We start from the raw sequence: 12,350 nt of genomic DNA on the forward strand, positions 1-12,350 counted from the left end.
GGCCGCCGCAGCGCTGGCGCGGCAGCGCCGCACTGCGGCACCGCGACGGCCGGTGCCTCACGGCCCGGCTGCTGGCCCACCGCCAGGACCGGCCGGACGGCCGCGCCGCCTGGCTGGTGGTCTCCGCGCGCCCGGGCGCCCAGGAGCCTTTCGACGCCGGCGAGCTGACCGGGCGGTCCTTCACCCACGCCCCGTGCGCCATGGCGGTCTACGACATGCGGCTGCGGCTGCGCCTGGCCAACGACGACATGGAGCGGGTGCTGGGCCTGACCGAGGCCGACATGCGCGGCCTGCGGATACCGGAGATACTCCCCGGCGCCCAGGCCGAGGAGACCGAGGCGCAGATGCGCGCGACCCTGCGGACCGGCGAGCCGCGGCACCTGGAGTACGCCGCGCGCCCGGTCGGCCAGGACCGCGAGAGCGCCTGGGCGGTCTCGCTGGCGCCGCTGCGCGGCCGGGACGGCGCCGCGCGCGGCGTGATCGTGGCCGCGCACGACACGACACAGCAGCACGGGTCCCGGCAGCGGCTGCTGCTGCTCAACGAGGCCAGCGTCCGCATCGGCAGCACGCTGGACATCGTGCGCACCGCCGAGGAGCTGGCGGAGGTGGCCGTGCCGGCCTTCGCGGACTTCGTCACCGTCGACCTGCTGCCGGACGTGGTGGGCGGCGCCGAGCCGCCCGGCGAACCGCTGCCCAGCCGCGCGGTGCTGCGGCGCGCCGCCCACCGCTCGTCCCTCGACGGGACGCCGGAGGCGGTCGTGAGGCCCGGGCAGCTGTACGCCTACCCGCGGGGCTCCGCGACGGAGGAGTGCCTGGCCACCGGCCGGGGGGTGCTGCTGGAGCTGTCGGAGGCGTACCTGCGGCGGTGGGACGCGCAGAACCCGGAGACCGCCGCGCGGCTGCGCCGGTACGGGTTCCACTCCACCGTGTGCGTGCCGCTGCGCGCCCGCGGCACCACGCTGGGGGTGGCCACCTTCTCCCGGCACCGCCGCCCCGAGCCGTTCGTACGGGACGACGTGCTGCTCGCCGAGGAGATCACGGCCAGGGCCGCGGTCTGCGTCGACAACGCCCGGCGCTACGCCCGCGAGCGGGAGACCGCCCTGGGCCTCCAGCGCAGCCTGCTGCCGCGCGGGCTGCCGCGCAACGCGGCGGTGGAGGTCGCCTCCCGCTACCTGCCCGCGGGCTCGCGCGCCGGGGTGGGCGGCGACTGGTTCGACGTGATCCCGCTGTCCGGCGCGCGGGTCGCGCTGGTGGTGGGGGACGTGGTCGGGCACGGCGTGCAGGCGTCCGCCACGATGGGCCGGCTGCGCACGGCGGTGCGCACCCTGGCCGACGTCGACCTGCCCCCGGACGAGTTGCTCACCCACCTGGACGACCTGGTGACGCGGCTGTCGGCCGAGGTGGAGGGGCAGGCGGACGACCCGGGCGCGGGCCAGGCGGAGGTCGCCGGCGACATCGGCACCACCTGCCTGTACGCGGTCTACGACCCGGTCTCGCGGCGGTGCTGCGCCGCGCGCGCCGGGCATCCCGGGCCCGCGGTGGTCCGGCCCGACGGCGCCGTGGACTTCCTGGACCTGCCCGGCGGCCCGCCGCTGGGCCTGGGCAACCTGCCGTTCGAGGCGGCCGAGGTGGAGCTGGCCGAGGGCAGCCTGCTGGTGCTGTACACCAACGGGCTGCTGGACTCCCCCGGCCGTGACGTGGACGAGGCGCTGGACGCGCTGCGCGCGGCCCTGTCCGGACCCTGCGCCTCCCTGGAAGCCTTCTGCGAGACCGTGCTGGCGGCGCTGCTGCCCGAGCGGCCCACCGACGACGTCGCGCTGCTGGTGGCCCGTACGCGCGCGCTCGACGCCGGCCAGGTGGCCACCTGGGACCTGCCGCACGACCCGGCCGTGGTGGCGCAGGCCCGCAAGGACGCCGCCGCGCAGCTGACCGCCTGGGGCCTGGAGGAGGCGGGGTTCACCACGGAACTGGTGGTGAGCGAGCTGGTCACGAACGCCATCCGGTACGCCGAGCCGCCCATCCAGCTCCGGTTGATCCACGACCGGAGCCTCATCTGCGAGGTGTCCGACGCCAGCAGCACCTCCCCGCACCTGCGCCGGGCCCGCATGTACGACGAGGGCGGCCGGGGGCTGCTCCTGGTGGCGCAGCTCACCCAGAGCTGGGGCACCCGGCACACCACCGCCGGCAAGACGATCTGGGCCGAGCAGGACCTGGCCGACGCGCGGTGACACGCCTGCCCGGGCCCCGAAAGGGGCGGGGCCCGGCACCCGGGGCGGGAGCGCGCAGGCCGACGGGAGGTAACGGGTGGCGGGCCGCCACCATGGGCCGCCACCATGGCCCCCATGACCACGACCGACCGCCCCGTACCGCCCCACCACGCCGACGAGCGCACCAGTCTGGAGGGCTGGCTGGACTTCCACCGCGCGACCCTCGCGGTCAAGTGCGAGGGCCTGGACGACGCCCGGTTGCGCGAGGCGTCCGTGCCGCCCTCGTCGCTGACGCTGCTGGGCCTGGTCCGGCACATGGCCGAGGTCGAGCGCCACTGGTTCCGCAGGATCCTGGACGGGCAGGACGCCCCGCCGATCTGGTACACCGACGCGGACCGGGACGGGGACTTCCACGTCACCGAGGCGGACGGCGCCGCGGACGCCTTCCCGGTCTGGCGGGCGGAGATCGACGCGGCCCGCGCGGCCGCCGCCGGCCGCTCCCTGGACGAGCTGGTCCACCGTCCCGACGGCCGCGTCCTGGACCTGCGCTGGATCTACCTGCACATGATCGAGGAGTACGCGCGCCACAACGGCCACGCGGACCTGATCCGGGAGCGGATCGACGGCGTCACCGGCGACTGAACCCCGCCGCCGACGGGCCGCCGACCGGCCGCCGGACGGCCGGGCCCGGAGGTCGGCGGGCGCGGGCCGGGCGGCCCGGGCGGCGGATGCGGCGGTCTCAGGCGCCGAGGTCGGGGATCCGCCAGTCGACCGGCGCGTGCCCCTGCGCGCGCACCGCCTCGTCGATCCGCGTGAACGGCCGGCTGCCGAGGAACGCGTTGCCCGCCAGGGGCGAGGGGTGCGGCCCGGTGACCACCGCGTGCCGCTCCTGGTCGATGAGCGGCAGCTTCTGCCGGGCGGCGCTGCCCCACAGTACGAAGACGGCCGGGTCGGGGCGGGCGGCCACCGCGCGGATGACCGCGTCGGTGAACCTCTCCCACCCCTTGCCCCGGTGCGAGCCCGCCGCGCCGCCCCGGACCGTGAGGACCGTGTTGAGCAGCAGGACGCCCTGCGCGGTCCAGGGCGTCAGGCAGCCGTTGTCGGGCACGGGGTGGCCCAGCTCGTCGCGCAGCTCCCGGTAGATGTTCCGCAGCGACGGCGGAATCCTGACGCCCGGGCGCACCGAGAAGCACAGGCCGTGGCCCTGGCCCGGCCCGTGGTACGGGTCCTGACCGAGGATCAGCACCTTCACCTCGTCGTACGGCGTGGCCTCCAGCGCCGCGAAGACCTCCTCCGGCGGCGGGTAGACCGGGCCCCGGGCCCGCTCCCGCGCGACGAACTCGGTGAGCTCCTTGTAATAGGGCTGGTCCAGCTCCTCGCCGAGAACGCCGTGCCAGGACTCGGGCAGCGCGTCGGTCACGTCGACAACCTCCGGTGGGCAGTAGGGGAACGCGCGTGGGGTCCACGCCGTACTCCCGAACCTACCGGGGGCCACTGACAACGGCCGCGCGACGGCCGCCGCGACGGGCCGGTGCGCGGGCTGTGCCGGGCCGGGGCGGGCGCTCCGCTAGGCGACGCCCGCGTTGAGGAAGAGGCCGCCGTCGACCACCAGCGTCTGCCCGGTGACCCACCCGGCCTGGTCGGAGGTGAGGTACGCGGCCGCGCCCCCGATGTCCTCCGGCACGCCGAGCCGGCCGAGCGGGTAGGAGGCGGCGACCTCCGCCTCGCGCCCCTCGTAGAGCGCCTGCGCGAACCTCGTCTTGACCACGGCCGGGGCGATGGCGTTGACCCGCACGGCGGGCGCGAACTCGTGCGCGAGCTGGAGCGTGAGGTTGACCATCGCGGCCTTGCTCATGCCGTACGCGGCGATGAAGGGCGAGGCCGTGAGGCCGCCGACGGACGCGACGTTGACGATCGCCCCGCCGTTGTCCCGCTGCCACGCCTTCCACGTCAGCTGGGCGAAGCCGAGCGCCGAGACGACGTTGGTCTCGTAGATCTTGCGGACGACGTCCAGGTCGAGGTCCGCGATCGGGCCGAAGACCGGGTTCGTACCGGCGTTGTTGACCAGGTAGTCGACGCGGCCGAACGCCTCCATCGTGCGCTCGACGGCCGTCTGCCGGTGCTCCGCGTCGTGGGCCTTGCCGGCCACGCCGATGGCCCGGTCGGCGCCGAGCCTGCCGACGGCCTCCTGGAGCGCGTCCTCGCCGCGCCCGGTGATGCACACCCGGTCACCGCGCGCCACCAGGGCCTCGGCGATGCCGTAGCCGATGCCGCGGCTGGCGCCGGTGATGAGCGCCACCCTGCCGCTGTCCCGCTCCGCCATGGGGATCGTCTCGCTTCCGTGTCTTCGGGTCCGCCCGGGTCAGGCGTCAGTTGAGGGGGCCGCCGGCCACGTACAGCACCTGGCCGGAGACGAACCCGGCCGCGTCACCGGTGAAGAAGGCGATGGCGCCCGCCACGTCGGCGGGCTGGCCGACGCGCTGGACCGGGATCTGGCTGGCCGCGGCCTGCTGCATCTCCTCGAAGCCCAGGCCGATGCGCTCGGCGGTGGCGGCGGTCATGTCGGTGGCGATGAAACCGGGCGCCACGGCGTTGGCGGTCACGCCGAACTTGCCCAGCTCGATGGCGAGGGTCTTGGTGAAGCCCTGCAGGCCGGCCTTGGCCGTGGCGTAGTTGGCCTGCCCGCGGTTGCCGAGCGCGGAGCTGCTGGAGAGGTTGACGATCCGGCCGAACGAGGCGTCGACCATGTGCCTCTGACACGCGCGCGACATCAGGAACGCGCCCCGCAGGTGGACGCCCATGACGGTGTCCCAGTCGTCGTCGCTCATCTTGAACAGCAGGTTGTCGCGGAGCACGCCGGCGTTGTTGACGAGGATCACCGGCGGGCCCAGCTCCTCGGCCACCCGCGCGACCGCGGCCTGCACCTGCTGGGCGTCGGAGACGTTGCAGCCGACGGCCAGGGCCGAACCGCCGGCCTCGGTGATCTGCTCCACGGTGCCCGCGCAGGCCGCCTCGTCGAGGTCGAGCACGGCGACCGCGCGGCCCTCCTCGGCCAGCCGGACGGCGGTCGCCGCGCCGATGCCGCGGGCCGCTCCCGTCACGATGGCAACGCGCTGCTCGGTGGTGGACATGCGGGTTCTCCTCGCCTTAGGGGCCCACCGGCCGACTCGCGCGGTGAGCGACCGCTCAGTAGGTTCAGCAGACGAGACGCTAGAAGGCAGGCCAGGCCCGTGTCAACGACATCGGCGCCGCCGTCGCGGTCCGGTCGCGTGCCGTACGCCACGCCGTGCCGCGCCGCTCCCTCGCGGGCCGTCCCGCGCCCTCCTCACGGTGGCGCGGGCGGACTCCCGGCGGCCCGCGCGGGACTCCCGTAGACCGGCGGGCGCGGTGGCGGGCGGGCCGGCGCGGCGGTCAGCGCACCAGCAGCTCCAGCAGCCGGTCCGCCTCCGCCGCCGGGTCCGCGGTCAGCCCGGTGTGCACCGGGCCCGGCTGCACGACGGTGCTGCGCGGCGCCACCAGCCAGCGGAACCGCCGCCCGGCGTCGTCGCCCGCCCCCTGCCCGGCGGACTCGCCGCCCCGGCAGAAGGCCTCGGCCGCGGCGAGCGCGGCCCGTACGCCCGCCAGGTCGGCCTCCGGGTCCAGGGCCCGCAGCCGCCGCTCGTCCAGGTGGGTGCGCGCGGCGACAAAGGACCGGGCGCGGCAGTAGACCAGCACGCCCGCGTTGATCCGCTCGCCGCGCTCCACCCGGGGCACGACCCTCAGCAGGGCGTACTCGAACACGTCGCGGCCGTGGTGCGCGCCGGTCACGACACCGCCTTCCGCCCGGGCCGACCGGTCAGCCACTCCGGCGCGCCCGAACCCCGCCGCGCGTCGCCGCGCGGCCCGAAGGCGATGCGCCCGGGCAGTCCGGCGACCCGGCCCAGCAGGATCTCCACGTAGCGGCGGCGCAGCGCGTCGGGGCTGTCGAAGCCGGGCTCGCCGGCCAGCCACTCGTCGGGCACGTCGGCGGCGACCTCGGTCAGCAGTTCCTCGGTGACCTGGGGCCCGAGCGCCCCGTCCGCCGCCGCGACGTCCGGCGCGAACGGTGCGAGGACGTGGTCGGAGGCGTCGTACGGCCTGGCCGCGGCGGCCTGCGCGCCGGGCCAGTTGTGGTGCCAGATCATCGTCGCCCCGTGGTCGATGAGCCACAGGTCGCCGTGCCACACCAGCAGGTTCGGGTTGCGCCAGGACCGGTCGACGTTGCCCACGAGCGCGTCGAACCACACGACCCGCCCGGCCTCCTGCGATGCCACCTCGAAGGCGAGCGGGTCGAAGCCGAGCGAGCCGGGCAGGTAGTCCATGCCGAGGTTCAGCCCTCCGCTGGCCTTCAGCAGCTCCTGCACCTCCTGGTCCGGCTCGCCGGCCCCTATGACCGGGTCGAGCTGGATGCGCACCAGGTCGGGGACGCGCAGCCCCAGGCGGTGGGCGAGCCGGCCGCAGACGACCTCGGCGACGAGGGTCTTGCGGCCCTGCCCCGCGCCGGTGAACTTCATCACGTACGTACCGAGGTCGTCGGCCTCCACGATGCCCGGGAGCGAGCCGCCCTCACGCAGGGGCGTGACGTACCGCGTGGCGGTGACTTCTGTCAGCATTTTCCCAGGCTATACGACTGCTAAGCCTTGCAATCCACGGTCAGCCGAGAACCCGCTCAACGCGGCCGGTGGCCCCGCTCAGTCCTGGAGAGAATCTGGGGAGTTGTGGCCGGCCTGCCGCGCCCCCTGTACCCCGTGCATTCGGGCCCGCGCGGTGTCAGCGGCCTGTCCGAGCAGCTGGTCCCGAACACGCCGCCGGTGTACCGCTGCACAGGTGCTCCCGGGTCTCGCCGTTGTCGGTGGAGCGTCAGAAGACTGTCAGGCGAGTACTGGCGACTCCACGTCAATGACATCCCGGGGAATCCGCTGAAACACTAGGGCCGCTGGTCGGGGCCGGAAAGATCAGACAGCCCTTGCGGGCGAGCGCATAAACCGGGTTTCCGGCGTCCGCAGCAATCAGCCGAAATCTGCGGTCGCAGGCTGCTTCGGTGGCACCACCGAGCCCGCGGTTTCCCGGAGCGGGCCCGGGCCGACCCGGGGAGACGGCCGCCGGTTGAACGCCTGGGCGCCCGGGTGCGTATGCCTGTGTGAAGAGGTCCGAGAGGTTTGCGGACCGCCGACAGCAGAAGGGCAGCAGAATGACGCGACCGTCAGGAACCGGGCGGGGCACAGCCCGCCGCACCGTCGTCGCCGCGGCCGGGGCGGCCGGGCTTGCCGCCGTACTGGCCGCGTGCGGCGACGACGGGACGGACGAGGGCGGGGCCGCGACGGCGGGCACGGACGGCGGAAAGTCCTCGGGAAAGGGCTCGGGACAGGCGTCGGGTACGGGGTCGGACAGCGCCGAGCCGGGCGGGGGCGACACGGAGCCGCTGGCCCGCACCACGGACATCCCCGAAGGCGGCGGCGTGGTGTTCGCCCGGCAGAAGGTGGTGGTGACGCAGCCGGCGGCGGGTGACTTCAGGGCGTTCTCAGCGGTGTGCACGCACGAGGGGTGCGTGGTGAGGGAGGTGGCCGGCGGCACGATCAACTGCAAATGCCACGGCAGCGCGTTCGACATCGCGGACGGCTCCGTGAAGAAGGGCCCGGCGATCAGGCCGCTGCCGGAGCGGACGGTGACCGTCCAGGGCGGTTCTCTCACGGTCGACTGACCGGTCCGCCGGCCCCGGCCGGGCACCGGCCCGTACGGCCGCGCCCGGCCGCCCCTCACGGCCGGCCGGCGGCCTTCCGGCCCGCCCTGCGCAGCGCGTCCACCGCCGCCCGGATCGACGGCCTGCGGTCGGCGTCCGCCCGCCAGATCGCGTAGACGTGCCGCCGCATGGTGAGCTGCCGCACCGTTGCCACGCGCACCCCCTCCGGCACCGGGCCGCGTCCCAGGCGCGGCGCGACCGCGACGCCGAGCCCGGCCGCGATCAGCGCGAGCTGGGTGTGGTGCTCCTCGGCCGTGTGCCGCACGCGCGGCTCGATGCCCTTGGCGCGGAGGGTGAACATCAGCCAGTCGTGGCAGAACTCGCCCTCCGGCCAGGAGATCCACTCGTCGTCCGCGAAGTCCTCCAGGTCCACCTCGGCACGGCCGGCCAGGGGGTGGCCGGCGGGCATGGCGACGTCTGCGGGGTCGTCCAGCAGTGGCGCCTTGACCAAGCCGCCGGGCATCGGCAGCGGCTTGTTGTACCAGTCCAGGACGACCGCGAGGTCGAGGTCGCCGCGCACCACCGACGGCACCGCAGCGTCCGGCTCCATCTCCCGCAGCCGGGGGCGCAGCTGCGGATGCTCGGCGCGCAGCGTCGCCAGTGCCTCCGGGAACAGGCCGCGGGCGGCGGTGGGGAAGGCGCCGAGCAGCAGCTCGCCGACCGCCTGGCCGCGCCGGGCCTCCAGGTCGGACTGGGCGAGCTCGACCTGGGAGAGGATGCGCGCGGCGTGGTCGGCGAGCAGCCGCCCGGCGTCGGTGAGCCGCACCCCGCGGCCGTTCTTGGCCAGGAGCCGCTGTCCGGTCTCCCGCTCCAGCTTGGCGAGCTGCTGGGAGACGGCGGAGGTGGTCACGTGCAGGCCCTCGGCGGCCGCGCTCACCGAGCCGTGCCGGGCCACGGCGTGCAGCGTCCGGAGGCGGTCGAGGTTCAACATGTAAGTGATGCTAACCGATAGGTGGTACGAAAAGTCGCTTGTCCTAAGATGACCAGGCCGCAAGGGTGGGCGGCATGAGGACAGCGACCGACTCCCCGACCGCCTCCGGCACCTCCACCCCGCCCGCACCCGCGCCGCCGCGGCGGCTCCAGCACCCGGGCTGGCGGGCCCGGTTCGGCGCCCTGGCGCTCATCTGGGGATTCAGCTTCCTGCTCATCTCCGTCGGCAACGAGGCGTTCGCGCCGCTGTACGTCGCACTGGGCCGGATGGTGTCCGGCACGGCCGTGCTGCTGGCGGCCCTCGCGGTGCGCCGGGAGCGGCTGCCGCGCGGCGCGCGCGCCTGGGGCCACCTGGCCGTCGCCGCCTTCTTCCTGAACGCCCTTCCGTTCTCCCTCTTCGCGTACGCGGAAGTGACCATCTCCTCGACGCTCGCGGGCATCTGCAACGCCACCGCGCCGCTGTGGAGCATGGTGCTCGCCGTGGTCACGGTGTCGGACGACCGGCCGACCCGGCGGCGTGTCGCGGGCCTGGGGCTGGGCTTCGCGGGCGTGCTGGTGGTGCTGGGCGCCTGGCAGGGCTTCGCCGGGCAGGATCCGCTCGGCACCGTCCTCGCGCTCGTCGCGTCCCTGTCGTACGCGGTCGGCTGGGCCTATGTGCGGCGCACGCTGAGCGGCCCCGGCGGATCCGCGCTGGCGATGTCCGGCGCGCAGCTGCTGCTGGGCACCGCGCAGCTGGCCGTCGTGGCGCCGCTGGCCGCCGCTCCCCCGGACTCCCTCGCGCCGCGGCCGCTGCTGGCGGTGCTGGCGCTGGGCGCGCTGGGCACCGGCGTGGCCTACCTGATGCAGTACCGGCTGGTGTCCGAGGTCGGGCCGACCCGGGCGATGGCGGTCACGTACGTCATCCCGGTCGTCTCCACCGCCGCGGGCGTCGCCGTCCTGGGCGAGCACCTGAGCTGGAACACGCCGGTCGGCGCCCTGATCGTCCTGGCGGGCGCGGCCCTGACGCAGAGCGGTCCGCGCCGCCCCGCGGCCCCGGAGCCGCCCCGGTCCGGCCGGCGGCGCCGCGCGGCGCGTCAGTCGTAGCGGCGGGCGGGGGCGCGGCGGACCGCGGCCGCGAGGGCGTCGGCGAGCGGGCCGACGTCCGCGGGGCCGAGCGGCGAGACGGTCAGCCGGACGCCGGGCGGCGAGGCCAGCCGGAAGCGGGCGCCGGGTGCGACGGCCCAGCCGGCCCGCAGCAGCCGGGCCACGGCGCCGGTCTCGTCGGGGACCGGCACCCACACGTTCATCCCGCTGCGTCCGTGCGCCGCGATCCCCCGCTCGGCCAGGGCGCCCAGGAGCGCGGTGCGGCGCGCGGTGTACGAAGCCGCGACCGCGGGCACGTCCACCGCGCCCGTCCGCCACAGGTGGGCCGCGGCCCCCTGGAGCAGGTGGCTGACCCAGCCGGGCCCCAGCCGCTGGCGGCCGCGCACCCGGTCCACGGTCAGCGTGTCGCCGGTGAGCACCGCGAGCCGCAGGTCGGGCCCGTACGCCTTGGCGGCGGAGCGGACCAGCGCCCAGTGGCGGGTGCGGCCGGCGAGCGGGTGCGCGGGCAGGTCCACGATGCCGTGGCCGTGGTCGTCCTCGATCAGCAGCACCTCGGGCCACCGGTCCAGCACGGCGCGCAGCTCGCGGGCCCGCCGCGCGCCGACCGCCGCCCCGGTCGGGTTCTGCGCGCGGGCGGTGACGACCAGCGCCCGGGCGCCCTGCCGCAGCGCGTCCTCCACCCGGTCGGGCAGCGGGCCGTCGTCGTCCAGCGCGACGGGCACCGCGCGCAGGGCCAGGGCCGGGACCAGGTCCAGCAGGCTGCCCCAGCCGGGGTCCTCGACCGCGATCGCGTCGCCGGGCCGCAGGTGCGCGGTGAGCACGCGCTCGATGGCGTCGAGCGCGCCGGAGGTGACGGCCACCGGACCGGCCGGCACGCCGTCCGCGGTGAAGGCGGCGGCGGCCAGGGCGCCGAGTCCGGGCTCGACGTCGGGCGCCCCGTACAACACCGGGCGCTCGGCGCGGCCCGCGGCGGCGGCGAGGGCCGGTCCGAGCGGGGGCAGCAGGCGGGGGTCGGGGTTGCCCGTGGACAGGTCCCAGACGCCCTCGGGGGCCGGCCCGGGGACGGGGTCGCGCGGCGCGCTGGCCGGGCGGGGGCGCACCCGGCTGCCCCGGCGGCCCGCGGTCTCGATCACCCCGCGGTCGCGCAGCGCCCGGTAGGCGGCGGCCACGGTGTTCGCGTTCACCCCCAGCTCGCGAGCCAGGTCCCGCATCGGGGGCAGCGGGTGGCCGGGCGGCAGCGCGCCCGCGCCGACGGCGCGCTCCACGCTGGCGGCGATCTCCGTGGCACGCCGCCCGCTGATTCTGTATTCTCCTAGCACAATCATCATATTGCACTAGTGCAATATGCCGCACAAGACGCCCGTACGGGATGTCCACCGCGCGGCAGGCAGCAGGCGGCGGCAGGCCGCCGCAGACGCGAGGGGGAAGCGATGACGAACGAACCGGCGCCCGGCACGGCCACGCCGCCCGCAGCCGACACGAGGTCCGCAGCCGCCGGGACGGGCCGGCCGCCGGGGCCGGGGGCGGCGGTGGGCCCGTCCGGCGCGTACGAGCCCACCGGCCGGACCGTCCCGGCCCGCTCCCGGGAGCGCGCCTCCTACGACCGCGCGCTGGTGCACGCGATCCTGGACGAGGGATACGTCTGCCACCTGGGTTTCGTGCGCGACGGCGCGCCCGTCGTGCTGCCCACCCTGTACGCGCGGGACGGCGAGCGGCTGTTCGTGCACGGCTCGACCGGCTCCCGCCCGCTGCGCGAGGCGGGGCGGGCGGAGGCGGGACTGCCGGTCTGCCTGACCGTCACGCACGTCGACGGCCTGGTGCTGGCCCGCTCCGCCTTCCACCACTCCGTCAACTACCGCTCCGTGGTGGTGCACGGCGCCGCGCGCCAGGTGACCGACCCGGCCGAGCGCGCCGCCGCCCTGTCCGCCCTGGTCGACCACGTGCTGCCGGGCCGGTCGGCCGACTCCCGGCCGGCCAACGGCAGGGAGCTGGCCGCCACCGCCGTGCTGTGCCTGGACCTGGCGGAGGTCTCCGCGAAGCTGCGCGCCGGAGGGCCGAACGACGACCCCGAGGACCTGGCGCTGCCGTACTGGAGCGGCGTGCTGCCCGTCGCGCCCGCCTACGGCACGCCGGTGCCCGCCGACGACCTGGCGCCCGGCATCCCGGTGCCCGGCTACCTCACCCGCCGCTGACGGCCGCCCGGACGGGCTGTGGGCGGTGGTGGGCCGTGCGGGCCACGGGGCGTCGCCGCGGCCCGCGCCGGCCGGCGCGTGCGTGAAACGGCCGTACGCGCGGGCCGGGTGGGCGCACGCGCGTACCGGCAGGGCCGGCCGCCCGCCGGTGACGCCCGGTCAGCGGCGCCGGGCGGCGGG

At 76.1% G+C, this 12,350-nt stretch carries 12 protein-coding genes; 5 read left to right on the plus strand and 7 right to left on the minus strand.

What is annotated here, in order from left to right; genetic code table 11:
* Both RKE29_RS21975 and RKE29_RS21980 read left to right on the plus strand, forming a co-directional pair.
* Window positions 1–2,228: SpoIIE family protein phosphatase (locus RKE29_RS21975; protein ID WP_312007262.1), on the plus strand; the 2,228-nt coding region annotated here is incomplete at its 5' end.
* Window positions 2,229–2,342: 114 nt separating this feature from the next.
* Window positions 2,343–2,849, plus strand: coding sequence for a DinB family protein (locus RKE29_RS21980; RefSeq protein ID WP_312007263.1), 507 nt, complete (start codon window positions 2,343–2,345; stop codon window positions 2,847–2,849).
* A 97-nt stretch (window positions 2,850–2,946) separates the two neighbouring features.
* Here RKE29_RS21980 and ung read toward each other — a convergent pair whose 3' ends face one another.
* The 5 genes from ung to RKE29_RS22005 all read right to left on the minus strand — a co-directional run bounded on the left by ung (window position 2,947) and on the right by RKE29_RS22005 (window position 6,838).
* Window positions 2,947–3,627, minus strand: a complete 681-nt coding sequence (gene ung, locus RKE29_RS21985) for a uracil-DNA glycosylase (RefSeq protein WP_312007265.1) — start codon at window positions 3,625–3,627, stop codon at window positions 2,947–2,949.
* Window positions 3,628–3,774: 147 nt separating this feature from the next.
* The gene (locus tag RKE29_RS21990; RefSeq protein ID WP_312007266.1) at window positions 3,775–4,530 is read right to left on the minus strand and encodes an SDR family oxidoreductase; all 756 of its coding nucleotides are present in this window, start codon (window positions 4,528–4,530) and stop codon (window positions 3,775–3,777) included.
* Window positions 4,531–4,576: 46 nt separating this feature from the next.
* Entirely contained in the window at window positions 4,577–5,338 is a 762-nt protein-coding gene (gene fabG / locus RKE29_RS21995) for a 3-oxoacyl-ACP reductase FabG (RefSeq protein WP_312007267.1), read from the minus strand.
* 280 nt (window positions 5,339–5,618) lie between these two features.
* A complete protein-coding gene (locus RKE29_RS22000) occupies window positions 5,619–6,014 on the minus strand; it encodes a DUF3037 domain-containing protein (protein ID WP_312007269.1) in 396 nt (131 codons plus the stop codon).
* Window positions 6,011–6,838: a HipA family kinase gene (locus RKE29_RS22005; RefSeq protein WP_312007270.1), complete on the minus strand. Its 828-nt coding sequence runs from the start codon at window positions 6,836–6,838 to the stop codon at window positions 6,011–6,013. Before RKE29_RS22005 ends, RKE29_RS22000 begins: the two co-directional genes overlap by 4 nt.
* Before the next feature lie 578 nt (window positions 6,839–7,416).
* Here RKE29_RS22005 and RKE29_RS22010 point away from each other — a divergent pair.
* Window positions 7,417–7,926 (plus strand): Rieske (2Fe-2S) protein, encoded by a 510-nt coding sequence (locus tag RKE29_RS22010; RefSeq protein ID WP_312007271.1) that lies wholly within the window; start codon window positions 7,417–7,419, stop codon window positions 7,924–7,926.
* A 55-nt stretch (window positions 7,927–7,981) separates the two neighbouring features.
* Here RKE29_RS22010 and RKE29_RS22015 read toward each other — a convergent pair whose 3' ends face one another.
* Window positions 7,982–8,896: a LysR family transcriptional regulator gene (locus RKE29_RS22015; RefSeq protein WP_312007273.1), complete on the minus strand. Its 915-nt coding sequence runs from the start codon at window positions 8,894–8,896 to the stop codon at window positions 7,982–7,984.
* A gap of 74 nt (window positions 8,897–8,970) precedes the next feature.
* On the opposite strand from RKE29_RS22015, the gene RKE29_RS22020 reads away from it, so the two are divergent.
* Window positions 8,971–9,978 (plus strand): DMT family transporter, encoded by a 1,008-nt coding sequence (locus RKE29_RS22020; protein WP_312007274.1) that lies wholly within the window; start codon window positions 8,971–8,973, stop codon window positions 9,976–9,978.
* Here the strand turns inward: RKE29_RS22020 and RKE29_RS22025 are convergent.
* A complete protein-coding gene (locus RKE29_RS22025) occupies window positions 9,969–11,297 on the minus strand; it encodes an aminotransferase class I/II-fold pyridoxal phosphate-dependent enzyme (protein WP_312007275.1) in 1,329 nt (442 codons plus the stop codon). The two genes, RKE29_RS22020 and RKE29_RS22025, sit on opposite strands and share 10 nt — an antisense overlap.
* A gap of 210 nt (window positions 11,298–11,507) precedes the next feature.
* Between RKE29_RS22025 and RKE29_RS22030 the strand changes: the two genes are divergently transcribed.
* Window positions 11,508–12,170, plus strand: coding sequence for a pyridoxamine 5'-phosphate oxidase family protein (locus RKE29_RS22030; RefSeq protein ID WP_312007276.1), 663 nt, complete (start codon window positions 11,508–11,510; stop codon window positions 12,168–12,170).
* Window positions 12,171–12,350: the final 180 nt, after the last annotated feature.

It is taken from the genome of Streptomyces sp. B1866, from assembly GCF_031932565.1.
Classification (GTDB): Bacteria; Actinomycetota; Actinomycetes; order Streptomycetales; family Streptomycetaceae; genus Streptomyces.

What these genes read in the sequence shown, in the direction of transcription:
- RKE29_RS21980 (WP_312007263.1), top strand. Translation starts at nt 2,343, where the DNA reads ATGACCACGACCGACCGCCCCGTACCGCCCCACCACGCCGACGAGCGC.
- RKE29_RS21990 (WP_312007266.1), bottom strand. Translation starts at nt 4,530, where the DNA reads ATGGCGGAGCGGGACAGCGGCAGGGTGGCGCTCATCACCGGCGCCAGC.
- fabG (WP_312007267.1), bottom strand. Translation starts at nt 5,338, where the DNA reads ATGTCCACCACCGAGCAGCGCGTTGCCATCGTGACGGGAGCGGCCCGC.
- RKE29_RS22005 (WP_312007270.1), bottom strand. Translation starts at nt 6,838, where the DNA reads ATGCTGACAGAAGTCACCGCCACGCGGTACGTCACGCCCCTGCGTGAG.
- RKE29_RS22010 (WP_312007271.1), top strand. Translation starts at nt 7,417, where the DNA reads ATGACGCGACCGTCAGGAACCGGGCGGGGCACAGCCCGCCGCACCGTC.
- RKE29_RS22015 (WP_312007273.1), bottom strand. Translation starts at nt 8,896, where the DNA reads ATGTTGAACCTCGACCGCCTCCGGACGCTGCACGCCGTGGCCCGGCAC.
- RKE29_RS22020 (WP_312007274.1), top strand. Translation starts at nt 8,971, where the DNA reads ATGAGGACAGCGACCGACTCCCCGACCGCCTCCGGCACCTCCACCCCG.